The organism is Ensifer sp. (genome assembly GCF_035999185.1).
In the GTDB taxonomy this organism is placed as follows: domain Bacteria; phylum Pseudomonadota; class Alphaproteobacteria; order Rhizobiales; family Rhizobiaceae; genus Ensifer.
Genome location: NZ_DASYHB010000224.1, coordinates 97,365 through 122,446, shown reverse-complemented (window position 1 = coordinate 122,446; position 25,082 = coordinate 97,365). Strand labels below are relative to the sequence as shown.

The 25,082-nt window shown below is 59.9% G+C and carries 21 protein-coding genes; 18 read left to right on the top strand and 3 right to left on the bottom strand.

The window, feature by feature from the left end; translation table 11 throughout:
• The first annotated feature begins 11 nt into the window (after window positions 1-11).
• The 3 genes from VGO04_RS32685 to VGO04_RS32675 are packed head-to-tail and all read left to right on the top strand — an operon-like array spanning window position 12 to window position 2,800.
• Window positions 12-875, top strand: coding sequence for a sugar ABC transporter permease (locus VGO04_RS32685; protein WP_327500143.1), 864 nt, complete (start codon window positions 12-14; stop codon window positions 873-875).
• Complete coding sequence (locus tag VGO04_RS32680) at window positions 872-1,699, top strand: carbohydrate ABC transporter permease (RefSeq protein WP_327500142.1); 828 nt, start codon at window positions 872-874, stop codon at window positions 1,697-1,699. The genes VGO04_RS32685 and VGO04_RS32680 overlap by 4 nt, the downstream gene beginning before the upstream one ends.
• Before the next feature lie 30 nt (window positions 1,700-1,729).
• Complete coding sequence (locus tag VGO04_RS32675; protein WP_327500141.1) at window positions 1,730-2,800, top strand: ABC transporter ATP-binding protein; 1,071 nt, start codon at window positions 1,730-1,732, stop codon at window positions 2,798-2,800.
• 299 nt (window positions 2,801-3,099) lie between these two features.
• Here VGO04_RS32675 and VGO04_RS32670 read toward each other — a convergent pair whose 3' ends face one another.
• Together VGO04_RS32670 and VGO04_RS32665 are read right to left on the bottom strand one after the other, a co-directional pair.
• Complete coding sequence (locus tag VGO04_RS32670) at window positions 3,100-3,981, bottom strand: sugar phosphate isomerase/epimerase family protein (protein WP_327500140.1); 882 nt, start codon at window positions 3,979-3,981, stop codon at window positions 3,100-3,102.
• 30 nt (window positions 3,982-4,011) lie between these two features.
• Complete coding sequence (locus VGO04_RS32665; RefSeq protein WP_327500139.1) at window positions 4,012-4,977, bottom strand: Gfo/Idh/MocA family oxidoreductase; 966 nt, start codon at window positions 4,975-4,977, stop codon at window positions 4,012-4,014.
• Between the two features lie 167 nt (window positions 4,978-5,144).
• Here VGO04_RS32665 and VGO04_RS32660 point away from each other — a divergent pair, with 167 nt between their 5' ends.
• On the top strand, window positions 5,145-5,969 hold the full coding sequence (locus tag VGO04_RS32660; protein WP_327500138.1) for a helix-turn-helix transcriptional regulator: 825 nt from the start codon (window positions 5,145-5,147) through the stop codon (window positions 5,967-5,969).
• Window positions 5,970-6,008: 39 nt separating this feature from the next.
• On the opposite strand, the gene VGO04_RS32655 is transcribed toward VGO04_RS32660, so the two are convergent.
• Window positions 6,009-6,698: a hypothetical protein gene (locus VGO04_RS32655; RefSeq protein ID WP_327500137.1), complete on the bottom strand. Its 690-nt coding sequence runs from the start codon at window positions 6,696-6,698 to the stop codon at window positions 6,009-6,011.
• A 396-nt stretch (window positions 6,699-7,094) separates the two neighbouring features.
• On the opposite strand from VGO04_RS32655, the gene VGO04_RS32650 reads away from it, so the two are divergent.
• The 14 genes from VGO04_RS32650 (at window position 7,095) to VGO04_RS32585 (ending at window position 25,081) form a co-directional block, all read left to right on the top strand.
• Complete coding sequence (locus VGO04_RS32650; RefSeq protein WP_327500136.1) at window positions 7,095-8,897, top strand: thiamine pyrophosphate-binding protein; 1,803 nt, start codon at window positions 7,095-7,097, stop codon at window positions 8,895-8,897.
• Between the two features lie 103 nt (window positions 8,898-9,000).
• A complete protein-coding gene (gene hisD, locus VGO04_RS32645) occupies window positions 9,001-10,311 on the top strand; it encodes a histidinol dehydrogenase (RefSeq protein ID WP_327500135.1) in 1,311 nt (436 codons plus the stop codon).
• A gap of 63 nt (window positions 10,312-10,374) precedes the next feature.
• Window positions 10,375-11,622 (top strand): ABC transporter substrate-binding protein, encoded by a 1,248-nt coding sequence (locus VGO04_RS32640; protein WP_327500134.1) that lies wholly within the window; start codon window positions 10,375-10,377, stop codon window positions 11,620-11,622.
• 75 nt (window positions 11,623-11,697) lie between these two features.
• Entirely contained in the window at window positions 11,698-12,591 is an 894-nt protein-coding gene (locus tag VGO04_RS32635) for a carbohydrate ABC transporter permease (RefSeq protein WP_414650645.1), read from the top strand.
• On the top strand, window positions 12,584-13,459 hold the full coding sequence (locus VGO04_RS32630) for a carbohydrate ABC transporter permease (RefSeq protein ID WP_327500133.1): 876 nt from the start codon (window positions 12,584-12,586) through the stop codon (window positions 13,457-13,459). Before VGO04_RS32635 ends, VGO04_RS32630 begins: the two co-directional genes overlap by 8 nt.
• A 4-nt stretch (window positions 13,460-13,463) precedes the next feature.
• On the top strand, window positions 13,464-14,564 hold the full coding sequence (locus VGO04_RS32625) for a sn-glycerol-3-phosphate ABC transporter ATP-binding protein UgpC (protein ID WP_327500132.1): 1,101 nt from the start codon (window positions 13,464-13,466) through the stop codon (window positions 14,562-14,564).
• Window positions 14,565-14,573: 9 nt separating this feature from the next.
• Entirely contained in the window at window positions 14,574-16,070 is a 1,497-nt protein-coding gene (locus tag VGO04_RS32620; RefSeq protein WP_327500131.1) for a GMC family oxidoreductase, read from the top strand.
• Window positions 16,071-16,075: 5 nt separating this feature from the next.
• On the top strand, window positions 16,076-17,722 hold the full coding sequence (locus tag VGO04_RS32615) for a GMC family oxidoreductase (protein ID WP_327500130.1): 1,647 nt from the start codon (window positions 16,076-16,078) through the stop codon (window positions 17,720-17,722).
• Window positions 17,723-18,088: 366 nt separating this feature from the next.
• On the top strand, window positions 18,089-18,721 hold the full coding sequence (locus tag VGO04_RS32610) for an HAD family phosphatase (protein ID WP_327500129.1): 633 nt from the start codon (window positions 18,089-18,091) through the stop codon (window positions 18,719-18,721).
• Window positions 18,718-19,500: a DeoR/GlpR family DNA-binding transcription regulator gene (locus tag VGO04_RS32605; protein WP_327500128.1), complete on the top strand. Its 783-nt coding sequence runs from the start codon at window positions 18,718-18,720 to the stop codon at window positions 19,498-19,500. Before VGO04_RS32610 ends, VGO04_RS32605 begins: the two co-directional genes overlap by 4 nt.
• Before the next feature lie 25 nt (window positions 19,501-19,525).
• Window positions 19,526-20,530, top strand: a complete 1,005-nt coding sequence (locus VGO04_RS32600; protein WP_327500127.1) for a glycoside hydrolase family 3 N-terminal domain-containing protein — start codon at window positions 19,526-19,528, stop codon at window positions 20,528-20,530.
• A 272-nt stretch (window positions 20,531-20,802) separates the two neighbouring features.
• Window positions 20,803-22,242, top strand: a complete 1,440-nt coding sequence (locus VGO04_RS32595) for an aspartate ammonia-lyase (RefSeq protein ID WP_327500126.1) — start codon at window positions 20,803-20,805, stop codon at window positions 22,240-22,242.
• Between the two features lie 529 nt (window positions 22,243-22,771).
• Window positions 22,772-23,953, top strand: coding sequence for an MFS transporter (locus VGO04_RS32590; RefSeq protein WP_327500125.1), 1,182 nt, complete (start codon window positions 22,772-22,774; stop codon window positions 23,951-23,953).
• Between the two features lie 90 nt (window positions 23,954-24,043).
• Window positions 24,044-25,081 (top strand): LacI family DNA-binding transcriptional regulator, encoded by a 1,038-nt coding sequence (locus VGO04_RS32585; RefSeq protein ID WP_327500124.1) that lies wholly within the window; start codon window positions 24,044-24,046, stop codon window positions 25,079-25,081.
• The last annotated feature ends 1 nt before the right edge of the window (window position 25,082 follow it).

The following is a 25,082-nucleotide window of genomic DNA, read 5'->3' as shown; positions in this document are numbered from 1 at the left end:
TCGTATCGACCATGCGTCGTGAAAAACACATCCGTTGGCTGATCGCGCCGGCCCTCGTGCTTCTGGCCGCGGGAACGCTCTATCCGGTCATCTATTCCGGCTATCTCTCGCTCCTCCAGTGGAACTGGGGCTCGGAGGCAAAGTTCGTCGGGTTGCGCAATTTCGTGCGTATCCTGTCGGGCAGCGGCTTCCCTAAGGCGCTGTTCAACACCTTCTATTTCGCCGTCTTCGCCGTCGTGATCGAGACCTTCCTGGGCTTGGGTCTGGCCCTCGCCATCAACCGCATCCGCGTTGGCGCGGGGCTGATCCGGACCTTGATGATCCTGCCGCTGATGGTCTCCGGCATCGCGGTGTCGCTGATCTGGAAGGTCATGCTCGACCCGACGCTCGGCATCATCAACTACCTGCTGTCGCTTGTCGGCATACCCGGTCCCGCCTGGCTCGGTACGGTGCCGACTGCGATGCCTTCGATCATCATGATCGACACCTGGTGGCAGACGGCCTTCACCTTCATCATCCTCTCGTCGGCGTTGAAGAGCCTGCCTGCCGAACCGTTCGAGGCCGCAAGGCTGGAAGGTGCGACGGCCTTCCAGACGTTCCGCTACGTCACCCTGCCGATGCTGAAGCCGGTGCTGATCACCGTCATCATCTTCCGCACCATCGACACGCTCAAGGTGTTCGACATCATTTTCGGCACGACAGGCGGCGGGCCGCTACGGGCGACCGAGAGTGTCCAGACACTCGCCTACCAGACTGCCTTCAAGTCCTACAAGTTCGGTGAGTCAGCGGCCATCGCCGTCGTCTTCTCGCTCATCATTCTGGCCCTCTGCATCATCTACCTGATGATCGACACAGACGATGGAGAAAAGGCATGAGCCGCTCCGCTTCCTCACGCCATGCCCTTTGGCCCTATGCGGTTGCGCTCGTTGCCGTGGTCATCTCGCTGTTCCCGATCTACTGGATCCTGACGATCGCGCTGAAGAACCGGGTCGACGCTTTCGCGATGCCGCCGGTCTGGCTCTTCTCGCCCGTATGGGAAAACTTCGGAAAGGCCTGGTCCTCGACCGGCTTTTCCGGCGCGTTCTTCAACAGCCTGGTCGTCTGCGCCATCGGCAATGTGCTGGCGCTGGCGGCTGGCATTCCGGCCGCCTATTACCTCAACAGGAAGCACGTGCCCGGCAGGCGCACGATCCTGATCTGGCTCCTGATCTCCTACATGTTGCCGGAGTTCCTGTTCATCGTGCCGATGTACGTGCTCTTCCAGTCCGTCGGGCTCTACGACACGGTGATCGGCCTGGCACTGATCTACCAGGTGTTCACGCTGCCCTTCACGATCTGGCTGCTGCGCGCCTTCTTCGCCGATATTCCCGAAGCGCTTGCGGAGGCCGCAAGGTTGGAGGGCGCAAGCACCTTGCGCATCATCTGGACGATCTACGTGCCGATTGCAGCACCCGGTATCGCGGCAACGGTCATCCTCAACTCCATCAAGATGTGGAACGAGCTGACCATCGCGTTGGCACTGACCTTCGAGAAGGCGCAGACCGTCACGCTCGCCGTCGCCGGTTTCCGCGGCTACGCCTCCATCGACTGGGGGGCGATGTCGGCTGCTTCCATCATCATCATCCTGCCCATGGCCCTGTTCGCCATCCTGGCGCAACGACGCATCGTCCAGGGCCTCAGCCTCGGCGCGGTCAAGTAAACCGCACCCGACCAATCAAGGAAAAAAGCCATGTCCGCCGTTTCCCTTCAGGGCATCGATATCTCCTACGGCTCCGTCGATGTCGTCCGCAATCTCGATCTTGATATCCGTTCGGGCGAATTCGTCGTCTTCGTCGGCCCCTCCGGCTGTGGCAAGTCGACGACGCTGCGCCTGATCGCGGGCCTCGAGGAGGGACGCTCGGGCCAGATCTCCATCGGTGAGCGCATCGTCAATGACGTCGATCCGGCAAAGCGCGATGTCGCCATGGTGTTCCAGAACTATGCGCTCTTCCCGCACATGTCCGTCGCCGACAATATTTCCTTCGGCATGCGGCTGCGCGGCGAGGCGAAGGAGAAGATCCAGTCGGGCGTCGCCGACGTGGCACGCATGGTCGGCCTAGCGGATCACCTGCACAAGCGGCCGGGCGCGCTGTCGGGCGGCCAGCGACAGCGCGTGGCGCTTGCCCGCGCCATCGTGCGAAAGCCGGCCGTCTTCCTCTTTGACGAACCGCTCTCCAATCTCGACGCGGAGTTTCGCGCCGCCATGCGCTACGAGCTAAGCAGGCTCCACCGCGAACTCGGCTCGACCATGATCTACGTCACCCACGACCAGGTCGAGGCGATGACGATGGGCGACCGTATCGCCGTGCTTGCTCCCTTGAAGCAGGCCGGCCGGTCGAACCTCATGCAGTTCGGCACGCCGGAAGAGGTTTACCATCGTCCCGCCAACCTGTTCGTCGCCAAATTCATCGGCTCGCCGCCGATGAACTTCTTCGAAGGCCACGCGAACGGTGCCACCATCTCCATCGGTACGCTCGGCTTTCCGGGGGCGAGCCATCTACCGGCCGACCTCACGGTCGGCATCCGCCCGGAGCACGTGGGTCTCGGCACAGGCGAGGGACCCTTTGTTGCCGGCACGGTGGATGGGGTAGAAAACCTCGGGCATGAGAAGCTTTGGTTTCTGGCCACGGAGCAGGGGCGGGTCGTCGCCCGCACGTCGGGTGCGGTCAGCCACGCTGTCGGGGATCGCATCCGCGTGCATTTTGCGACGGATAAGATCCACCTTTTCGACCGAGCAACGGGCGAGAGGGTCGAAGTCTAGGTGGCGCGTGGGCACTTCGGGACCTAGAGCACCAGGGTTCGCGTCATGACCAATGAAGGTCTGACGCCGGTGACAGCATAGCTGCCACCGGCTGACCAACCGCTTGGGAGGTGTAACGTTACCAGCGGTTGGATTGGGCGATATGCTCATTCAGTCGAAGGGTGCCGTTGAAACCATTCGGCACTCTTGGGGATCAACACGTCGTCGGCGGTTTGGGCCGTAGCGCCAGCATTTCAATCGTGGCCGGAGTCGATGCGGCGTTTCCATCGCATGCTGCCCGGCGTCGATTGGCACGTTCATCAGCCCAGGATCATTCGTTCCATCAGCGCCTTTAGATCCCGCGCTACGTCGTAACTGTTGTCTTGGTGCTGCCGATTGCAGAAGAGTTCGCAACTCCACCAGCCGCGATAGCCCGTTGCCTTTACGGCATCGACCCAGCTTTGCAGGTCGAGGACACCTTTTCCCGTCGGCACGTCGCGGAGTAACGCCTCGTTCGGTAGGCCGCCGTGGTACTCTAGGGAGTCGCACACATGCACGCCGTAAATGAGGTCCTTGTCGAGGCGCGCAATTCGCTCCGGTGTGTCCCCGGAGGTATATGCGTGCCAGAAATCGATGACCAGGCGGACGTTGTCTCGCCGGCAAGCCTCGATGATCTGCAGTTGGGCGTCTATCGTATTGAGCGGCGTCCAGGAGAGAGATTCGAGATAGACGATCAGCCCGTACTTTGCCGCAACATCGGCGACGGCACGCAGGTTCTCCGCGGTCAACGTGATCTGGGTCTCCCTCGGCGCATCGATCAGGCCGCGATAAAATGCGGGATAGCGCTGAGCAGAGCCAGGTTCGAAGGCCCGTAGGTCGAGCGGCCCGGTAATGGCCTCGATGCCCTTCGCTCCGATCGCAACAGCAAGCCTGCAGAGTTCCTCCGCCTCCCGCAGCATCTCTTCCCGGCCGGCTCCCTGGCGCTCGAGGTCGACGAGAAAGCCGATGCCCGGAACGTCAAGCGCTTGGAGCCGTCCCTTCAGATCGTTCTGTGTGAAGCCGGAATTGAGGAACGCCGCGATTTTCGTTCCCGACGTTTCGAGGCCATCGAAGCCAACGGTTTGCGCGATATCGATATCGATCGAGAGCGTGTTGAACTTCGAAGCCATGGAGTGAAATATCAACGTGTCTCGCGTGGTCATTGCTTTCATTCCTGTAGTTGAATTGAAGGACTACTTGGATTGGACGGGTACGGTCCGCTGGCGCTTGTTGGAGGCCTTGATTGCCTCGGCCGCCCTTAGGGCGATGACGTTGTCGTCGCCTCGACAAAGCCAGTCGGAAGCGGTTCGGGTGGAGGCGAGAAACCCCTCGATCGTTGTTGCAGGTAGGTCCCTTTCCCTGACTGGCACCAGTTCGTTGCGGGCGTTTGCGCGCCGGGTCAGCGTGCCCGCCTTTCCGTTCAAAGTGCCCTGAGCGATCAGGGCCCCTTGATCGCCGGCCAGCATGACGACGCTCTCGATTTCTGCGGTCGTATAGCTTTCGAACGCCTGGAACATTGCGCCTCCAGACAGGCGCATTGCGTAGGAGAGTTGCTGCTGGCTCGCGCCGTTCGGCGCTGCGGACAGCGCCGAGACTTCGACCGGCTCCTGTCCGGTCAGGAAGCGCGCCAGATCGATGTCCTCGACAGAGACGTCGAGCAGCAGCTCCCCTTCGGGTACCATTTCCTCACTTCTTCGGTTCGGCGGCGAGTGATAGGGCGCGCCGCGGACGATCAAGAGCGATTGAAGTGTCCCGATATGCCCCTCCATGGCGAGGCGTCTCATCGTCTGATGGACAATTGAGGCCCGCGAAGGCTGATTTACCGCCAGCGCCACGCCTGCCGCCCTGCACCGATCAACCAGTCCGCCCGCAATTCGGCTGCTGTGGGAAATGGGAGCGTCGCAAAGGATGTGTTTTCGTGCCTCTGCGGCCGCCGAAATGTAGTGCTTCCGGCGATCTCTGGCAGCACTCACATAGGCGAAATTCACGAGCGGGTCGTTGAGCGCCTGGCGAGCTTCCGTCGACGTTTGCGGGATCTTCAGGTCTTCGGAGAAGAATTTGGCGTATTCCTTGTTTCGGCTGACGACCCAACGAGCCTCGTGTCCGATCGATCGGATCGCTGCCACCATGTGCTCCGTGGCGATAGTGCCAGTCCCCATCACCGACCATCCTGGCTTTCTCGAAGAGGTCACCGCCGTATCCTTTCCACTCGACGTGCACAGATTGGCTGGAGGGGCGCCTGTTCACAATTTCGCAAGTTGTTGAAGTGCTTCGCAATATGAAGTATAGTATGCTTCATATTGCTTCACTTGTGAGGACAGGCCGGATGGAACATTTGGGGAAAGACGCGTCTGCCTTGGCAGCAAATCTTCGCACGCTCTGCGAGCAGCACGGGTCTGTCGCTGCGGTGTGCCGGAAGATCAACGTCAACCGGCAACAGTTTAACAAGTACCTGTCGGGGGCCCACATCCCTTCGGCCGCTAACCTAAGGATTATCGCCAACTACTTCGGCCTGAGCGTGCCGATCCTGTTTTCAGATCCGGACGAGTTCCGCACGCTGGTCGATGGGAACTTCTTCCATGCGATGCAGACCGCGCGTCAATTGCCGGAGTTCTCGCGATTTGTTTCCAACATGATCGTTGAGAACAAGTCGGATCACAACGATATCGTCGGTATCTACGATCGCTACCAATACTCCTCCATCTACAAGGGATTTGTGCTCCGGTCGGCGTTCTGCATCTATCAGAACAAGGAATTCCTGCAGCATTACTATGTGGAGAGGTTTCCGAGCTTCGATGATCCCAGAAAGACAGAGTACGTCTTCAAATATTACGGTTTCTGCTTTCCTGTAGCGGATCGATTGTTCACGGCCGACTTTGAAGGAATTCAGTCAAACGAACTGACGTTTGGCGTCTACGCCCAGGTTAAGCGCAACGCGAAGAAGTTCATGTTCGGGATTTCGAGCGGGATCGCGGCGAATGTCTTCCGCCAGCCGTACTCCACCAAGGTCGCCCTCCATTACCGCGGACCCGGTCTTCTGCGCCGTGAACACCTGAAGAGCCTCACCGTTATGGACCGCAATGATCCCGCAATTCCGCGAGAAGCGCTGCAATATCTGGGGGATGGTTCTGACATGATCCAGATGAACTGACGCGCCCCGCGTGCCAGTTCATTCTCGATGAAAGACGATCTATGGGTGAAGTTCGACCGCGAGCCACACGCTGTCGGTGTCGGCATAGTAGCGATGCCAGGGATACGTCCATTCGTTGTGGCCGGTCACGCGGCAGAAGGGATCGTGCGAGTATCCGATCGGCATCAGGACGTCCTCATAAATGGTCGCCTGGTCGCGGTGCTTGAATTTCTGCATCCGGCCAATGCCGTGGATCTGCGTATGGGTCTCGAGGAACGGGTGTTCGTTGTGGATGAAGCAATCCGTGTCGCCGGGCGACCACCACAGATTTAGTTTCAGGGTGAACTCCTGGAGTTCCCTAGAGGTCGCGCGTTCGTTGGTGAAGACGCGGGGATCCAGCGAGATCTTTCCGATCTCATCCTGCGCCGAGATGTAGAGCGGCGTATCCCTTGGAAAGCTCCGGATGCGATTTCCAAGCCAGTCCCAACCCCGGAACATGCAACCGCCGAGATTGGTAGGCTTCACGACCTTGATAAGGGCGGCACGTTCGGCGGACTTGATCTTTCCACCCTTCAGCCAGGTCGATTTCCAGGCTGGGACGATCCCTGGGTGTTCATCGCCAGTGACCATGACCGACGGGCTCAGGTTGACAACCACCGCGTCTTCTACGTGGTAGTCAACCACATTCTCAACGAGCTTTGCGACGATGAATTCGTCGGCGAAGGCAAGGTTTCTGGTCGCGTTCTGCACGTCGGATGTCCTTCCAAGCATTTGCATTTTTTACAGGAAGCCACATCGCCTTTCGTTACAAAAGTGCGCGCCTTCATGAATCTATGTGCGTGTTGAAGCGATCTCCGCTTCACATTGCGAAGCGCTTGGCTCGGCCCGTGAGGACGAGAACGTTTCGATAATGCTCTCTCTTTGCGTCGCCGGCCAGGCAGTCCGGCCGCTACCGCAGGGCGTTGCCTTTCTTTCCACTGGCATTTGATGCACTTGGAAACCATGTGTGCGTCACCTTGCTTCGGTGATTCAACTCCTGCGAACTTGAAGCTTCCGCCATCTGGTCGAGAATAGTGCCATCGTTGGGTAGGTGATTACGTCCGATTGCCTCCCCGTTGAGAAGCATAACAATCAGAGGGTCGATCAATGAAGCTCACAGGTGGCCAGGTAGTCGCGAAAGCGCTGAAGGAATATGGTGTTGAATATGTCGCTGGTGTGCCTGGACATGGCATTTGGTCGCTTTTCGATGCCTTTTTGCAGGAAGGTTCTGAGATCCCGTTCATCCAGGTGATGCACGAACAGAGCGCGGTGCACATGGCTGACGGTTACTATCGTGCGTCTGGCAAGCCCATGGCCTGCTCGACCTCGGTCGGACCGGGGGCCGCCAACACCATCATTGGCCTGGCAACCGCCTATTGTGACTCGACATCGCTGTTCTACGTGTCTGGCTCACCGCAGACCTATATGCATGGCCACGGCACCATGCAGGAACTCGAACGCCAGCAAGACAACGCCTTCCCACGCATCACCGAGCAGGTGACGAAGCGCGCTTGGCAGGCCAATTCCGTCGAAGTTCTCCCAAGCATCATGCACCGCGCTTTCAGCGAGATGCTGACCGGCCGTCCCGGACCGGTTCACGTCGAAGTCCCGATGAACGTCCAGGTCGAAACGGCCGACGTCGCCATCCATCCGCTTCAGAAGCGCTTGCCGATCGGCGTTGCCTACCCGGACCCGAAGGCGATCGAGGCAGCTGTGAAGGTCCTGCTTTCCGCCGAGCGCCCGGTCATCGTGGCCGGCGGCGGTGCGATCACTTCGGGTGCGTCCAAGGAGCTGACGCGCCTTGCCGAAAAGCTCGGTGCGGCCGTCTCCATTACCTGGAACGGGAAGGGCGCCATTTCCGAGGATCATCAGCTGTTCATCGGTGCGGTTGGCCAGACCGGAACGACGTGCGGCAACAAGATCACCGCCTCTGCCGACGTCGTTGTCTCGGTTGGTTGCCGGTTTACCGACTGGTCCGCATCGTCCTATGCGAAGGGCGTGTCCTTCTCGATCCCTTCGGCGAAACTGATCCACATCGATCTGGATCCGCGCGAGATCGGCAAGAACTACGAAACGGAGGTTGGCATCGTCGCAGACGCGAGGGTCGCGCTCGAGGCCATTCTCGCGCTGATTTCCGACGCGGACAGCAAGAAGATGATTTCGCGCTGTGAGACGTTCCTGGCCGATGTGCAGAAGGCAAAGGCGCAGTGGCGCGCGCAGGTCGAGCCGCGCGAAAACAGCCGCGAAACGCCCTTCACCTCCCAACGACCGCTTATGGCGCTTCGCAAGGTGCTCGACAGGGACGGTATCGTCGTGGTCGGCTCCGGCAACACCCAGGGCTCCGTCAAGCAGAGCTTCCCGGTCTACGAGCCCCGCACGCACCTTACGTCAGGCTCGTACTCGCCGATGGGCTGGGCCGTGCCCGCAGCACTTGGCGCGAAGCTCGCTTGCCCGGATCGCCAGGTCGTCGCCATCGTCGGGGACGGGGACTTCATGATGTCGCTGCCGGAGATGGGCACCGCAGTCATGAACGGCATCAACGCGGTCTTCCTCGTGCTCAACAACCAGGGATACATGTCGATCCGTGGCGGGCAACGGAAGTTCATGGGCCGCCATATCGCCTCGGAATTCAATCATCACGCCGGAAACGGAGCGCCGTACTCCGCCGATATAACGGCGTCGGCCCGCGCGTTCGGGTTGGCAGCCTGGAAGGTCGAAAGGGACGAGGATCTCGAAAGCAGCCTCAAGGCAGCTCTCGAGTGCGGCGGCCCGGCGCTGGTCGAGGTCATCGTCTCTCGCGACGCAGCCGGACCATTCGCCACCGGCTGGTGGGATTTCCCGTCGCCCGCCTACTACGAAAAGGAACAGGCGGCCTACGCCGAGATGCGTGCCCGTGAGCAGCATCTGTAAGTAACTGCGAAGGGGTGCGCGCCACGGCCTGCACCCCACCCATTCCATCCACATCCCCTCGGATCGCGGAGCGTCGTGCTTCCGCAAACGAAGAGCTATTGTCATGATACGACAGATTAAAACCGCCCAAGCTTCGGTCACCGGCAGCTCCGATGGCTCCGTCACCAAGACCGTGGAGGCCCTGCTTGCAAAGGTGGAGGCCGGTGGCGACAGGGCAGTGCGCGAACTCTCCGTGCAATTCGACAAGCTCGACCGTGAATCCTATCGCCTAACAAGAGATGAAATTGCCAGCTGCATCAACGCGCTGACGAGCCGAGAGCGCGAGGATCTCGATTTCGCGCAGGAGCAGGTCCGCAAGTTCGCCGAGGCGCAGAAGGCGGCGCTGCTCGATATCGAAATTGAATCGCTGCCGGGCGTGATCCTTGGTCACAAGAACGTGCCGATCCAGAACGTCGGTTGCTACGTTCCCGGCGGCAAGTACCCGCTGCTGGCATCCGCGCACATGACCGTTCTGACGGCCCGCGTTGCCGGGTGCGAGCGGGTGATCACCTGTGCGCCTCCATTCCAGGGGAAGCTCGCCGAGAAGATTGTCGCAGCCCAGGCGCTCGCCGGGGCCGACGAAATCTATTGCCTCGGCGGTGTCCAGGCGATCGCGGCAATGGCCTATGGCACCGAGACCATTGCGCCTGTCGATATGCTTGCGGGCCCCGGAAACGCCTACGTCGCTGAAGCCAAGCGCCTGCTCTTCGGTAAGGTTGGCATCGACCTGTTCGCCGGCCCGACGGAGACGCTTGTCATTGCCGACGACAGTGTCGACGGCGAGATCGTTGCGACCGACCTTCTTGGCCAGGCCGAACATGGTGCCAACTCTCCGGCCGTTCTCATAACCAATTCGGAAAAGCTTGCTCGCGACACGCTGTCCGAGATCGACCGTCTGCTCAAGATCCTGCCGACCGCGGCGGTCGCCGCCAAGGCCTGGGAAGACTACGGCGAGATCATCGTCTGCGACACCCTCGAAGAGATGGTCGAGGAAGGCGATCGGGTCGCCTCCGAACATGTCCAGGTCATGACGAGGGATCCCGACTACTTCCTGCACAACATGAAGAACTACGGCGCATTCTTCCTCGGGGCACGCACGAATGTCGCGTTCGGGGACAAGGTGATCGGCACCAACCACACGCTGCCGACCAACAAGGCCGCTCGCTACACAGGCGGCCTCTGGGTCGGGAAGTTCCTCAAGACCTGCACCTATCAGAAGATTCTCACCGATGAGGCGTCCGCCATGATCGGTGCATACGGCTCCAGGCTCTGCCTCATGGAAGGCTTCGCCGGGCATGCCGAACAGGCAAACATCCGGGTCCGCCGCTACGGCCGAAAGAACGTCGGATACGCGATGCCTGCTGACCCCAGCTAATGCATTCGCCCAAGAGCCCGCGAAGGGCCGGCGACATAAACCCAACCAGAGAGGACTATCAAAATGTCAAAGTTTTTCTCCGCCCTTGTCGCTGCGACGATGCTCGTTCCGGTGGGAGCACGTGCAGAAGGGTCGATCGAGGTTCTTCATCACTGGGTCTCGCAAAGTGAAGTCGACGCCTTGAACGTGATCCGCAAGGACCTCGAAGCCAAGGGCTTCCAATGGAAGGATTCCGCCGTCGGCGGCGCAAGCGGCGCAAACGCCCAGCAGGCTCTGCGCGCGCGGCTGACCGCCGGCAATCCCCCGGGGGCCATGCAGTTTCTCGGCTGGGAAGGCGTGCAGTGGGCAGAGCAGGGCGTTGTGCGCGACCTGAACGATCTTGCAGCAGCAGGCGGGTGGCGCGAAGCGCTCGCTCCGCAGCTTCTGCCTTTCGTGACGTCGGGCGACGCCTTCATCGCCGCACCGATCAACATGCACCGGCAGAACTGGGTCTGGGCCAACAAGAAGCTCTTTGACGATGCCGGCGTTTCGGTTCCCAAGAACTGGTCGGAATTGATCGACGCGGGCAAGAAGCTCAAGGAAAAGGGTGTTGTCCCGATCGCGATGGGCGACGAGCCCTGGCAGATCGGCATCATCTTCGACGCCCTTCTGACGGACATCAACGGTCCGGAGTTTTACCAGAAGGCAGCCATTGATCTGGACCCGCAGACGCTCGCCAGCCCCGAAATGGCGAAGGTGTTCGACACGCTGCGCGAAGTGCGCGGTCTTGTCGACGACAACTTCGTCGGCCGGGACTGGGCCGTCGCCACGGGCATGGTCATCAACGGCGAAGCCGCCATACAGTTCATGGGCGACTGGGCCAAGGGCGAGTTCCTTGCAAAGGGCCTGAAGCCGAACAAGGACTTCTACTGCTTTGCGACGCCCGGCCAAGTCACCGCTTTCCAGTACGTCATCGATACCTTCGGCATGTTCACGGTGAAGGACGAGAACCTGCAAAAGGCCCAGGTGGCCCTTGCCGAAACGATCATGGATCCGAAGATTCAGAAGGGTTTCAACCTGATCAAGGGCTCCATTCCTGCCCGTATCGATGTGTCGGTCGACGAATTCGATGATTGCGCGAAGCTCGGCTACAGCGAGCGGACGGCGGCGATCGAGAAGGGCAGCATGCAGGGCGCCATGACCCATGGCTTCGCCGCGAAGCCCGAGTTCGCCTCGGTCTTCAGCGACGTCGCCGCGCAGTTCTTCGTTGGCAATATGAGCTCCGAAGACGCGGTCAAGATGCTGGTCGAAGGCATCGACAACGCCCGCTAACCCGAAATCGCCTTGAGAGCGGGCCGGGATATGACAACCCGGCCCGACCATTGAATTCGCCATCGGAGCAGATCCATGAGCGCCTCCAAGCGCATGTCCTCACGATTGGCCAGCTGGCTTCCACGCCTTGTCGTTGCTCCCAGCCTGCTGATCGTCGTCATAACAGTCTACCTGTTCATTCTTTGGACAGGGCTGATTTCCGTCACGTCCTCGAAGTTCGTGCCTGTCTACGACTTCGTGGGCCTGGAGCAGTATGTGCGCCTTTGGGCGACACCGCGGTGGCACACTGCGGTAGCCAATCTGTTCATCTTCTCTGCGCTGTTTCTGGCGCTGTCGACGGCTCTTGGCCTCCTCCTGGCCATCCTGCTCGATCAGAACATCCGCGCCGAAGGGGCACTGCGGGCGGTCTACCTCTACCCAATGGCGCTCTCGTTCATTGTGACCGGAACGGCCTGGAAATGGATCATGAACCCGGGGCTCGGCATACAGAAGGTCGTCAACGACCTCGGCTGGGAGACGTTTCGCTTCGACTGGATCACCGATCCCCGGATGGCGATCTATACGGTCGTTATCGCCGGCGTCTGGCAATCCTCCGGTTTTGCGATGGCCATCTTCCTGGCGGGACTGCGCGGAGTCGACAACTCGGTCATCAAGGCAGCGCAGATCGAAGGTGCCAGCCTTCCGCTCATCTATCGCCAGATCATCATTCCGATGCTGCGTCCGGCAATGCTCAGCGTCATCGTGCTGTTGAGCTACATCGCCATCAAGAGCTTCGACCTGGTGCTGGCGCTGACGAATGCCGGCCCGGGCGCCGCCACCGAGCTGCCGTCAACCTTCATGTTCGCGGCCACCTTCCGTCGCAACCAGATGGGCGTGGGGGCTGCCAGCGCCGTGATGATGCTGATGACGGTCGCGGCCATCATCGTTCCGTACCTCTATTCCGAACTTCGGGAGCGCGACAATGGCTGAAGCACTTTCACAATCCGGAAAGGCGCGCCTGGGACGGTTGGCGATCTACGCCTGCCTTCTCGCTGTGGCCTTGGTCTACCTGATGCCCTTGTGGGTCATGGTCGTGACGTCTCTCAAGCCGCTCGACGAGATTTACGGGGGCTCCTTCATCGGCCTTCCGCAGACCGTGACCCTGGACGCCTGGCGCGCCGCCTGGTCGCAGGCCTGCATCGGAACCGAGTGCACCGGGCTGAAGCCCTATTTCGTCAACTCGCTGCTGATGGTGATACCGTCGGTCATCCTCTCAACGGGCATCGGCGCCATCAACGGCTACATCCTGACGAAGTGGAAGTTTCCTGGCGCAAACTTCGTGTTCGGCCTGCTCCTGTTCGGCTGCTTTCTGCCGTACCAGGCGGTCCTGATCCCGATGGCACGTACCCTTGGCATTCTTGGGCTGGCCGGCAGCATACCGGGCCTGATCTGCGTGCACGTCTCCTATGGCATCTGCTTCACGACCCTCTTCTTCCGCAACTACTTCGTGTCGCTTCCGGACGAATTGACCAAGGCAGCGATGGTGGATGGCGCGGGCTTCTTCCGGATTTTCTGGAGCGTCATCCTTCCGACGTCGATCCCCATCATCGTGGTCTCCTGTATCTGGCAGTTCACCCAGATCTGGAACGACTTCCTCTTTGGTGTCTCGTTCACGTCAGGGGCAAGCAGTCCGATAACGGTTGCGCTCAACAACATCGTCAACGTGACCACCGGGCGCAAGCAATACAACGTCGACATGGCCGCTGCCATGATCGCCGCGATCCCCACCCTCTTCGTCTACGTCGTCGCTGGACGCTACTTCGTCCGCGGGTTGACCGCTGGCGCCGTGAAAGGCTGATCCCATGTCTACTCTTGAAATCGATCGTGTTCGCAAGGCCTACGGAAGCCTCGAGGTTCTCAAGGAAGTCTCGATATCGATAGGCACCGGCGACTTTCTGGTGTTGCTCGGCCCCTCCGGTTGCGGAAAGTCGACGCTTCTCAACATGATTGCCGGTCTCGAAACCATCAGTGGCGGCGACATTCGCATAGCTGGAAGGGTCGTAAACCACCTGTCGCCGAAAGACCGGGATATCGCCATGGTGTTCCAGTCCTACGCGCTCTATCCCACGATGACGGTGCGCCAGAACATCGAGTTCGGCATGAAGATCCGGGGGCTGTCGCAGGCCGAACGGGATAAATCGGTGAAGACGGCCGCCGACCTGCTGCAGATCACGCATCTTCTTGACCGGAAACCGTCACAGCTTTCGGGTGGTCAGCGCCAGCGTGTGGCGATGGGGCGCGCCATCGTGCGGCAACCGAAACTGTTTCTGTTCGATGAGCCGCTGTCGAACCTTGATGCGAAGCTTCGCGTCGACATGCGGACAGAGATCAAGCGCCTTCACCAGCGTCTTGGCACGACCATCGTTTACGTGACCCATGACCAGATCGAGGCGATGACGCTCGCAACGCGCGTCGCTGTCATGAAGGACGGTGTGGTTCAGCATCTGGATGAGCCGCAATCGGTCTATGACCGCCCGGCCAACGTCTATGTGGCGCGGTTTGTCGGCTCGCCGGCCATGAACATCGTTCCCGGCGTTCTGGAGGTCCAGGGCGACAACGTGACGGCGAAAGTCGATATCGCGGGCAAACCGCCCGGTAGGATTACCGGCATTCCGCTGTCGGCCGAGGCGGCCCGCAAGTATGCCGGAAAGAAGGTTTTGGTCGGTATCCGGCCGGAAAACTTCGCGGTCGCGAACGGAGGATCGGGTGCGATGCTTGCCGTCACTGTCGACGTTGTCGAGCCCACAGGTCCGGACACACTCGTCGTCTTTCACCTTGGCGGGGTCGAAGTGACGGCCCGCTTGCCGCCCAAGCAGGTCGATGCCGGTCGCGAGGCCGCCTTGTCGATCGACACGTCCAAGATCGTTCTCTTTGACGCTGACACCGAAACGCGCATCGATTGAGTACAAGCAATGACACAGACCGCTGACATCGTCATCATAGGATCCGGCATCGGCGGAGCATCGCTTGCCTCAAGCCTCGCACCATCAGGCCGGCGCATCGTCATCCTCGAAAGAGGTGACTTCCTGCTTGATGCCCCCCAAGCCAGAGACGACATCGAGATCTTCCAGAAGGGATACTATCGCAACACCGAGGAGTGGTACGGGACAGACGGACAGAGCTTCCTGCCCGGGAACTACTATTACGTGGGCGGAAACTCGAAGTTCTTTGGCGCGGTGATGTTTCGCTATCGCAAGGAGGATTTTCTTTCGCGAAGGCACATGGACGGGGCATCGCCGGGTTGGCCGATCTCCTACGGCGAATTGTCACCGTGGTACGATGCGGCGGAAGCGGTCTTCCAGGTGCGCGGAAGCACCAGAGACGATCCAACGGAACCACCCCACTCGCAGCCCTATGGCTATCCGCCCGTTCCCGACGAGCCGGCAATCGCTGCCGTGCGCAAGCGGCTTGAAAAGGCGGGCATTCATCCCTCGCCCCTGCCGCTCGCGATCGACATCGAAGCCTGGCTGCGGCGCGCGAAAACCGGATGGGATGCGTTCCCGAACACAGGGCAAGGCAAGATTGACGCGGAAGTCGGGCCGCTGTCGCGCGCCTTGGCGCATGAAAACGTCAGCCTGATAACGGGTGCCAACGTATTGCGCTTGGAGACCGACGGCAGCGGTAGAAGGGTCGTCGCGGCCATCTTCACGAAGGATGGCGTTGAGCAACGGGTTTCGGCGGACACTTTCGCGGTGGCGGCCGGGGCGGTGCAATCCGCGGCTCTGTTGCTCCGATCGGCCAATAGCGCTCATCCGACCGGCCTCGGCAACAGTTCCGACCAGCTCGGCCGCAACTTCATGAACCACAATACAAGCGCAATGTTGACGATCGATCCGCTTGCGCCCAACACAAGCGTCTACCAAAAGACAATCACCTTCAACGACTTCTATAACGAAGACAATGAGTTCGGTTTTCCGCTCGGCAACGTCCAACTGCTGGGGCACATCACCGGCAACATCCTGAAGGCCAATTTCCCCGTTCCGGCTCCCGCCTGGTTTACCGGGATCCTTGCGCGCTATGCCTACGGCTGGTTCCTGACGAGCGAGGACCTGCCAAACCCGGAAAGCAGGGTGATGGTTCGCGACGGCCGAATTGTCATGAATTGGGTTCGCTCGAACATGCGGGCGCACGAGGCGTTGATCAAGAAGACCCGGGCTGCCATGCGCAAAGCCGGATTTCCAATCGTGCTGACGCATACATTCGGTCGGAAAACGACCTCTCATCAATGCGGCACTGCGCGCTTGGGCAACGATCCGAAAACCTCGGTCGTCAATTTGGATTGCCGCAGCCACGACGTCGAGAACCTGTACGTCACGGATGCCTCCGTCCTGCCGACATCGGCTGCGGTCAATCCGGCCCTGACCGTAGCTGCCCTGGCCATCAAGGCCGGCTTTTCCATCGCGAGGTAATCCTGATGTCGTTTTCCGATTGGGTATCAGCGCGGTTGGGAGTTTTGCCTCCCGAGCCAGATGAGCTCTTCACCTACGACTACATCGTGGTCGGAGGGGGATCGACAGGATGCGTCATTGCCTCGCGTTTGTCCGAGGATCCGAGCGTCAACGTCCTGCTTCTGGAGGAAGGCCCCAGAGACCTCAATCCCTACATCCATATTCCTGGCGCTTACTACAAGACGGCTCAGGGCTCGCTTCTGAAGCGGATTCCATGGGAGCCGATGCCCGAGCAGGGGCGGACTGCCAACCCGACCATGGTGCAGGCAAGGGTGCTCGGCGGCGGAAGCTCGGTCAACGCCATGATCTATATCAGGGGCGTACCGTCGGACTACGACCAATGGGTTCGTATGGGGGCGGATGGCTGGGCGTATTCCGACGTGCTGCCCTATTTCAAGCGTGCGGAAAACAACAACCGGTTCTGCAACGAGGCGCACGGCGTCGGCGGTCCACTTGGCGTATCCGATGTGGACTACATCCACCCTTTGACGCGCGCCTGGCTGCAGGCGTGTCAACAGGCCGGCCTCCCTTACAATCCGGACTTCAACTCCGGGGACCAGGCAGGCTGCGGCCTCTACCAAATAACTGCTCAGGACGGCCGCCGGAGTTCGACGGCGGTCGCCTATCTCAAACCTGCCCGCAACCGCCGCAACTTGCGTGTCGAAACAGGCGCCACCGTCACGCGCGTTATCATCGAGAAGGGAAGGGCGGTCGGCGTCGAGTGCATGCGCGGCAAGCACAAGGTCACGCACAAGGCGAAGCACGAAATCATCCTCTCGGCCGGCGCGATTGCCACGCCGAAACTGCTCATGCTTTCGGGCATCGGGCCAGCCGATCAGATCCTGCGCCAGGGCATTGACGTGCACGCGAATCTGCCGGGTGTCGGGCAGAACCTGCAGGACCACATCGAGATTTCGCTGGTCTATCAGCTCAACGGACCGCACAGCTACGACAAGTACAAGAAGCTGCATTGGAAGGCGGCGGCTGGCTTGAACTATGCGCTGTTTCGAAACGGCCCGGCTTCCTCCAACCTCATCGAGGGAGGGGCGTTCTGGTGGGGAAACAGGAACGAAGCGGTTCCTGATATCCAGTACTTCATGGTCGTCGGCGCGGGCATCGAAGAAGGTGTCGATGCTGTTCCGGGTGGCAACGGCTGTACCGTAAATCTTGGGCAGATAAGGCCGAGGTCGAGAGGCGAAGTTACGCTTGTCAGCGCTGACCCTTTGGCAAACCCGCGCGTCGCTCCACGCTATTTCTCGGATCCACATGATCTGGAGGCGATCACTGACGGGACGATGGCCGCGATCGATATCATGTCGCAGTCATCTATCGCGAAATACGTAGCTGCGCGGCATACGCCGGTGGCGCCAATGAAGACGCGTGAAGAGATCAGGACCTTTTGCCAGCAGGACGCGCATGCGGCGCTGCATCCATCGGGAACGTGCCGGATGGGCAGGGACGAGATGGCCGTCGTCGATCCTGAGCTCAGGGTCCATGGAGTGGAAGGTCTGCGCGTGGCGGACGCATCCATCATGCCAACGCTGATCTCCGGGAACCCGAACGCGGTCTGCATCATGATCGGCGAGCGGGCGGCAGACTTCTTGCGCGCCTAAGTTCAGATGGCCTCGGCCACCGCCGAACCTTTGTTTCAGCATGGGACGGCCTGGTAGCTCAAGTCATGATGCCTCGCCGTCCCATTGCTCAGCGCACGCAACAGCGCGGCGAGAGGCACACTGATCCCGCATCCTCATGCAGGCGCCCGATGGTGCGGCCGTCAAAACAGATTTGGTCCTGCAGCCGCATCCGGTGATGCGCCGTCCTGGCTGATCGAGCGCTGCACGCATTCGCGCCGCACTGTCGACACGGACATACAGAGACATCGCCTACATGCGTGAACGTGCAGTTGTGCGTGCGACATATTGCATTATTGTGCGGTTTTGTGCATATTGATTGTCGTGTTCATGCAGAGAGGTAAGGAAGTGACCCCAACCAACGTGGTGTTCGACATAGGTGGCGTGTTGATCGACTGGAATCCTGCCTACCTCTATCGCAAGCTCCTTCGAGACGATGAAAGCGTTGCAAGATTCCTTGCTGAAGTCTGCACCTCCTCCTGGAACGAGCAGTTCGACGCGGGGACGCCTTTTGCCGAAGGAGTTGCCGAACGCTCCGCGCGCTTTCCGGAACATGCCGCGTTGATCGAGGCGTACTGGAGCAGGTGGCACGAGATGCTCGGCGGGGAGGTGGAGGGAACCTCGCAGGTTCTTGCGCGGCTCAAGTCCGCGGGCGTGCCTGTTCATGCCATTTCCAATTGGTCGGCTGAGACTTTTCCCCGGGCTCAGGCGATTTTCCCCTTTCTCGGCGACTTCGACGTTCTCGTGGTTTCCGGGCGGGAGCGGCTCATCAAGCCGGATGCGGCAATTTTCGACTTGTTTTTGGAGCGTGCCGGCGTGCGCGCTGAGGATTGCATTTTCATCGATGACAACCCGACCAACATTGCTGCGGCGTCGAGACTTGGGTTCCAGACCGAGCATTTCCAGTCGGCCGTCGCGCTTGAGCGCAGATTGTCGAGCCTTGGCCTTCTTACGCCGCTTGAGGAGGAGATTGCGGGATGAGTACCGGCAAGGAGGAACCGACAACCCTTTCGCCAGTGGAACGTCAGGCCATCATCCTGGAGAAGATCAATGCCGCCGGCCGCGTGACCGCCGTCGACCTTGCTCAGGAATTCAAAGTCTCGGAGGATTCGATCCGACGCGACCTGCGCGAGCTTGTCGACGCACGGGTTGTGCAACGCTTCCACGGAGGAGCTGCGCGCCTCGTGACGCCGGCACTCGACTTTCATCGTCGCGAAACACTGGGGACGGAAGAAAAACAGCGGATTGGCCGCGCTGCTGCTGCGGCAATTCCTGAAGGCGCGACCTTGCTCGTCGATACAAGTACCACCGTCGTGCAGTTCATTCGCCAACTGCCGCCGACGCTCTCCGTGCGCATCTTCACCAGTTCGGTGGACGTTGCCGGTGCCGGGCTCGACCATCCCCTCGCGGAGGTCACTTTGCTCGGTGGAAGGCTGAGCAAATTCACACGTAGCGCCACTGGAGCGAGTGCGATCGATGCCGTGCGTGGGCTCAAGGTCGACTTCTGCGTGCTCGGAACCTGCGGCGTCGACGATGACTTGACGCTTCGCGCCGACGACCTTGAGGACGCGTTCTTCAAGAAGGCAATGATCAAGGCGTCGAACAAGACCTTGGTTCTCGCATTATCCGACAAGCTCGGGCAAGTGGCGACCCACGAGGTGGCGCCGATCTCTGTGGTTTCGCAGCTCTTCACCACAAGTCAGAACAGCTCGTTCCTACAGCGAGTCCGCGAGATGGGTGTGGATGTTCAGACGGCCTGAAAGGCCTCGTTCAAGGAGAAAATCAATGAACTACTCGCTGGACCAGGATGCCAGGGCCGTATTGCTGCCTGCGTTTGACAGTCTCGATTTCGCTGGCGTTATGGAACCGTTTTTGGACCAGGGCGGACACTCGCTTCTGATCGGAGAAACACGCGACGAATATGTGGCTCGCAGCATGTCCGAGGCGAGGCTCTCCACCGAAACGGCGAGCATCTTTCGCTCGGCAATAGAAAGGCTGCTTGCGAAGTGCCCGAAGCTCATCGTTGCTGTCGACGAGGAAATGGGCGGAATCCAAAGGTTGCAGGGTCTCGTTCCGCCTCTTCCTGCCTTGGCAGAGGCCATCACGCTTTCTCATCAAGACCTGGCTGATCGGTGTTTTCAAACGGCCAGCGTCGCTCGCGAACTTGGAGTAACGATGTTTCTCGCGCCGATTGCCGATGTTGCGGGCAGGCAAAATCCCTGGCTGCGCAACCGGCAGATGGGGACCGACCCCGCGGCCGTTGCCAAGCTCGTTAAGGCGTTCGTGACGGGTGTTCAAAAGGCGGGCGTTTCTGCTGTAACCAAGCATTTTCCGGGATACGACAACCTGGTTGCTGACCCGGCGCTCGTCGATGTCGCCTTGCACACCCCCCTTGACCAGATCCTGCGCAACGCACTGCCGTTTCAGGCAGCCATCGAGGCCGGAATCAGGGCGGTCATGACGGGGCCGGCTCCTGTTGTCGCGGTCGATGCTGAAAATGCGGCCAGCACATCGCCCGCCGTCATTGCCCTGTTGCGGCAGCAATTCGGGTTTCAGGGGATTGTCGTCAGTGATGATCTCGATGCCCCTGCCACCATGCGCGGCAGATCGCTGGTGGCGACGGCGGTCGCATCGCTGAACGCCGGGGCGGACCTCTTGCTTGTCTCTGGCGGGCCGCATCTTGGCGAGCTGTGTGAGGGGATCGCGGCTGCTGCACGGGCGGGTACAGTTTCGGCAGAACGGTTGTCGGAGGCCGCAAACCGCGTGAGGCAGCACGCAGCATTGCTCTAGGTCTCATGCATAGCCGCCTGTCCGCCGGCGCCCGTCGGTGAAGCAAGATCGTTCGACACGTGTTGGGCAGTTGGGCCTTCAAAACGTCGGCTGAGTTCGCGACGTCGCAGGCATCTATGCGGCGCGCCATTTGCGTCACCTTGCGTCAGGTGTTTTTGCCTCGCGAAGTCGAAAGCCGCCCTGCCGACGGATAGCCTTCAAATCGTACTCGAAACGGACAGGGTCGTGGTGTTCAGGCTCGGACGGCGATCACGGAACACCAGAGGATTAGCATGTCAGACACTCCGTCCACGTTCCCCTGCAAGACACGCAGCGAACGAGACACGCTCGGCGAAATCGAGCTCCCGTCATACGCCTACTACAGCGCACAGACCGCTCGCGCGATTGCAAATTTTCAGATCTCGGGAATCCCGGTCAGCGATTATCCGTTGTTCGTCCGCGCCCTCGCGTTGACAAAGAAGGCGGCCGCCTTCGCCAATCTCCGGCTTGGCGACCTTTCGCCTGCAAAGGCGCTCGCGATAGAAAAGGCCTGCGACGACATATCGAACGGCCAATTGCTCGACCAGTTTCCCGTGGATGTGTTTCAGGGCGGAGCCGGCACCTCCACGAACATGAACGTCAACGAGGTTATCGCAAATCGTGCGCTCGAGCATCTTGGCCTCCCTCGGGGACACTTCGATGTCATTCATCCCAACAATGATGTGAATCTCGCGCAATCGACAAATGACGTCTACCCAACGGCGATCAGACTGGCGGTGCTCTTCAGCTACCGGGAGCTATCGGCCGCAATTGAACGGCTGGCCTCCGCGTTCGAAGCGAAGGCGCGAGAGTTCAGGGACATCGTCAAGCTTGGACGAACCCAACTCCAGGACGCTGTCCCGATGACGCTCGGACAAGAGTTCATGGCTTTTGCCGTGACCCTGCGAGAAGATGTCCTCCGACTGGATGAGGCCGCTCATCTCCTTAAGGAGATAAATCTTGGTGGTACCGCAATTGGTACAGGTATCACGGCTGATCCCGCCTATGCGGCGATTGCAACAGAAGAGCTCTCGAGGATGACCGGGATCGAACTGCGGCGGGCGTCGGATCTTGTCGAGGCCTGTTGGGATACTGGCGCCTTCGTGCATTTCTCCGGAACTTTGAAAAGGACAGCCGTAAAGCTGTCCAAGATCTCGAACGATCTGCGGCTGCTTTCCAGCGGCCCGCGTGGCGGCCTTGGCGAGATCAATCTCCCTGCGATGCAGCCAGGCTCGTCAATCATGCCCGGAAAAGTGAACCCTGTTATTCCGGAAGTCGTGAACCAGGTTGCATTCCAGGTCATCGGCGCGGACCTTGTTGTAACGCTGGCAGCTGAGGCGGGACAATTGCAATTGAACGCGATGGAGCCGGTGATTGTTTTCAACCTGTTGCAGTCAATGAAGTTGTTGACGAACGCGAGCGAGACGCTCACCGACAAATGTGTTGTCGGCATCACCGCCAACATCGAGCGTTGCCGGCAGAATCTTGAAGCTGGCACTGCACTTGCGACCGCACTTGTATCACTTCTCGGGTACGAGCGATCTGCGCAGATCGCGAAGGAGGTTCTGGAAACCGGCCGGACCATAAGCGAGATACTTGAGGCGACACAGGCATTGCCAGCGAGCGTCGAGAACGACCTGCTAAATCCTCTCCATCTTACGAAACCATCGAGACTTCGGACACCGGACTGCTAGGTGGAAAGGGTGACCGAGGGAGGTTGGAGTACGCCATGGTTCTCCCAATGGCCAAATGGCCCCGCCTATTTCAACAAAGAAGCGAGGGCCACCAACGAGTCGCGTTGAACCAATGCAGCGCCTTCGCGGACTTGGCCAGCTTTTTCCAAGAACGACCAGATTGGGCCTGATGATAGCAAGATAAAGCCGACCAGGACCGCAGCAGAGACGACATGAAAATTGGCGGGTTTGAGATGTCGGCTAAGCACCACTTGTTCCTCCTGGTTCCATGAGGTTTGAGTGTCATTTAAACCGCCTTTGTTGTCCCCTTCTCACACTTCACCTAACTGACGCAAGATGACGCACGATAAAGCTGGCCACGGCATTGATGGCGAGTTCCACTGAGCTCCCTGAACAAGAAAGGTCTCTCTAAACCTGTTTAATAGCGCCGCAGATTTCGCGTCGATCGTGGTCATTGGTGATCCGTCCGAGGTCAAGCTGGGCGCTCGGCTCACTCCCCAACAAACTCAATACAAGGGACCAGCATCACATGCTTGCAACGCATCAAAGACCCTATCTGGCGTTCTTTTTGCTCGCCACATCAACCGGCGCCTTCATGGCCCGGATCCCGGATCTCCAGACCAGGCTGGGGGTCGACAAGGCCCAGCTCGGTATGACGCTGATCGGATTGGCGGTCGGGTCTCTTGTGTCGCTTTCGACGGCTGCGCCAATCATCGAGCGCCTTGGCAGCAAGCGGGCGCTTTCCATTGCGATACCAGGTATCGCCTTCCTGCTGGCTCTCACGCCTATTCTCCCCAGCGCGGAACTTGTCTTCGCATGCCTGTTTCTGACCGGCCTGCTTGCGGGATCCCTTGAGCTGACTTTGAACGTGGAGATCGGACGGATCGAGGCGGTGAAGGGCTTCAGCATCATGAACCGATCACACGGCTTTTGGAGTGTCGGTTTCTTTGTGACCGCAGTCACAGCGTCGCTTATTCGACAGGCGGGAATCGCGATGTGGACACATATGCTGATCGTTGCCGCGATCGTGAGCATTCTGGCATTCGTCACCGTGAAGGGCATGGTGAATTCGCCAACCCTCGACGTCACCGAAGACGCCAAGGCGCCCTTCGTTGCTTTTCCAACGCTCGCGCTCATGCCGCTCTGTATCATTGGCATCGCAGCGTTCCTTGTCGAGGGCGCGGGACTCGATTGGTCGGCGATCTACATGCGGGACGTTTTCGGTTCAACTCCGTTCATCGGGGGATCCGGACTGACGTTGTTCGCACTCTTCATGGCGATCACACGCGTGACCATCGACCCCGTTATCGACCGGTTCGGAGCAGGGCCGGTTGCACGCGTCCTCCTGATCACTTCTGTGATCGGCCTGACATTGGTCTGGCTCACCCCACATGAATACGCCGCCCTGGCTGGTTTCGCCTTGATGGGTGGTGGTTGCAGCGCCGTCTATCCGATGGCGGTGTCCGCGGCAGCCCAAAGGACCGACAGGCCGTCGGCAATCAACGTGGCTGCCGTCAGCCAAATGGCGTTCGTGGTGTTCTTCCTGGCGCCGCCACTCCTTGGTTTCGTTGGAGAAGCGTGGGGCATGAGGGCGGCATATGCCGTTTGTATCCCGCTTATTCTTATCTCCATCCTTCTCAGCGGGGCGTTGAAGTCCGAAGGTAAATCGAAGCCCGCCGTCAGCGGAGCGAGCCACGAAACCGCATTGTGACAATGCGCAATTGCGGCCCCGCCATCGAGACTTGCATATTGCATGCCTATGCAGAAATATGACCCCGTGTTGGAAACGGGGTAGTCGTTCATGGCGAGAGAGACGGTAACGTCTGAAGACGTTGCACGGTTGGCGAATGTATCGCAGTCGGCGGTTAGCCGGACGTTTACGCCGGGCGCAAGCGTGTCGGAACGCACGCGCCAGCGGGTTCTCGATGCAGCGCGCCAACTGGGCTATCGGCCGAATGCGCTCGCGCGCGCCATGATCAGCGGTCGATCGCGACTTATCGCGGTTCTCGTCGCCTATCTCGACAATCATTTCTACCCGCAGGTGCTCGAACAGTTGTCTAGGGCTGTGCAGGAACGCGGCTACCAGGTGCTTCTGTTTTTGACTGACCGAGGAACCCAGGACCAAATGGTCCAGAAGATGCTGCAGTATCAAGTTGAGGGCATCGTCATGGCGTCGGCGGATATGTCTTCCAGTCTTGCGCGCGAGTGCGCAGACACGGGGATTCCGGTCGTTCTGTTTAATCGGTATGTGACCTCGTCGCTGTCAAGCAGCGTCACCTCGGACAATGTGGGAGGCGCCAGGATGGTAACGGATCTGCTGATTTCGGCAGGGCACCGTCGGATCGCCTTTATCGCGGGCACCGAGGACTCTTCGACCAATCAGGACCGTGAATCTGGTTTTCTGCAAGCTATGGAGAGGGGGGGGCTGCTACCCTTCCGTCGCCTGGTTGGTGACTATACGTCCGAAGGCGCGGCACATGCAGCCCGGAGGCTTTTCGAGAGCGACGAGCGCCCAGACGCAATTGTCGTTGCAAACGACCACATGGCATTTGCCGTTATGGACGTCATCCGCGATGAAGCAGGCCTCAGTATCCCCGACGACGTGTCAGTTGTTGGCTTCGATGACGTTCCGGAAGCCGGATGGGGTGGCTACAAACTCACCACCGTCCGCCAGGCGGCGGACGTCATGATCGAGGAAACCGTGAAGATCCTTTTCGAGCAGATTGAGAAAGGCGAGGTCGAGCGCCGCGCCATCATCGTTCCGGCTTCTCTGTCGGTAAGAACCTCGGCTCGGTTGCCGTCGGCGGAAAAGCTCGAGCGGATAATCGAAGGGGCGTAGG

Bases quoted from the DNA above. Each gene is read 5' to 3' on its own strand.
- VGO04_RS32595 (WP_327500126.1), top strand. From the start codon at position 20,803: ATGTCAGACACTCCGTCCACGTTCCCCTGCAAGACACGCAGCGAACGA.
- VGO04_RS32685 (WP_327500143.1), top strand. From the start codon at position 12: ATGCGTCGTGAAAAACACATCCGTTGGCTGATCGCGCCGGCCCTCGTG.
- VGO04_RS32630 (WP_327500133.1), top strand. From the start codon at position 12,584: ATGGCTGAAGCACTTTCACAATCCGGAAAGGCGCGCCTGGGACGGTTG.
- VGO04_RS32625 (WP_327500132.1), top strand. From the start codon at position 13,464: ATGTCTACTCTTGAAATCGATCGTGTTCGCAAGGCCTACGGAAGCCTC.
- VGO04_RS32660 (WP_327500138.1), top strand. From the start codon at position 5,145: ATGGAACATTTGGGGAAAGACGCGTCTGCCTTGGCAGCAAATCTTCGC.
- VGO04_RS32665 (WP_327500139.1), bottom strand. From the start codon at position 4,977: ATGGGGACTGGCACTATCGCCACGGAGCACATGGTGGCAGCGATCCGA.
- VGO04_RS32615 (WP_327500130.1), top strand. From the start codon at position 16,076: ATGTCGTTTTCCGATTGGGTATCAGCGCGGTTGGGAGTTTTGCCTCCC.
- VGO04_RS32605 (WP_327500128.1), top strand. From the start codon at position 18,718: ATGAGTACCGGCAAGGAGGAACCGACAACCCTTTCGCCAGTGGAACGT.
- VGO04_RS32650 (WP_327500136.1), top strand. From the start codon at position 7,095: ATGAAGCTCACAGGTGGCCAGGTAGTCGCGAAAGCGCTGAAGGAATAT.
- hisD (WP_327500135.1), top strand. From the start codon at position 9,001: ATGATACGACAGATTAAAACCGCCCAAGCTTCGGTCACCGGCAGCTCC.
- VGO04_RS32640 (WP_327500134.1), top strand. From the start codon at position 10,375: ATGTCAAAGTTTTTCTCCGCCCTTGTCGCTGCGACGATGCTCGTTCCG.
- VGO04_RS32675 (WP_327500141.1), top strand. From the start codon at position 1,730: ATGTCCGCCGTTTCCCTTCAGGGCATCGATATCTCCTACGGCTCCGTC.
- VGO04_RS32585 (WP_327500124.1), top strand. From the start codon at position 24,044: ATGGCGAGAGAGACGGTAACGTCTGAAGACGTTGCACGGTTGGCGAAT.
- VGO04_RS32620 (WP_327500131.1), top strand. From the start codon at position 14,574: ATGACACAGACCGCTGACATCGTCATCATAGGATCCGGCATCGGCGGA.
- VGO04_RS32590 (WP_327500125.1), top strand. From the start codon at position 22,772: ATGCTTGCAACGCATCAAAGACCCTATCTGGCGTTCTTTTTGCTCGCC.
- VGO04_RS32635 (WP_414650645.1), top strand. From the start codon at position 11,698: ATGAGCGCCTCCAAGCGCATGTCCTCACGATTGGCCAGCTGGCTTCCA.
- VGO04_RS32670 (WP_327500140.1), bottom strand. From the start codon at position 3,981: ATGACCACGCGAGACACGTTGATATTTCACTCCATGGCTTCGAAGTTC.
- VGO04_RS32680 (WP_327500142.1), top strand. From the start codon at position 872: ATGAGCCGCTCCGCTTCCTCACGCCATGCCCTTTGGCCCTATGCGGTT.
- VGO04_RS32600 (WP_327500127.1), top strand. From the start codon at position 19,526: ATGAACTACTCGCTGGACCAGGATGCCAGGGCCGTATTGCTGCCTGCG.